The organism is Paenibacillus sp. 01T422 (assembly GCF_056398785.1).
Window position 1 is genome coordinate 1 of sequence record NZ_JBFTQB010001680.1, and the last position, 421, is coordinate 421.

Below are 421 nucleotides of genomic sequence, written 5' to 3' on the forward strand. Positions count from 1 at the left end.
ATATAAGGCTTTTTTTGTCATTTACTTAACAAAAATCTTACAAATACCTTAACAAAACTTAACAGCAGAAAGCGGTGATTTTATGGGCAGACAGAGCAAAATCGAGAAACTTGGACTTGAAAAATTAATTGCCGACGCGCTCGCTGCCGGGAAGTCTACCAGACAGATTGCTGAGATGTGTTCGAAGAAAGCGAAGCAGACAATTTCCCATGTGGCCGTGAATGAGTTCATCAAGACGATCGATCAGGTCAAGAAGAGGGATGTTGTTGTCAAGGAACCATCCCGGGTTGAACGAATCACGAACTTCGATCTGGATATAATTGAGCTCCAGTATCGAACGACATCTGTATTACTAGAGCGTTTTGAATTTATAAATGGGCTACCGGATATGTTTGAACAGCGCTTTGCGGCAATCATAGAG

General features: G+C 41.8%; 1 protein-coding gene. It reads left to right on the top strand.

The window, feature by feature from the left end; genetic code table 11:
- Nucleotides 1-82: 82 nt before the first annotated feature.
- A partial coding sequence (locus AC1DUA_RS40745; RefSeq protein WP_477505030.1) for a hypothetical protein occupies nt 83-421 on the top strand: 339 nt, incomplete at its 3' end.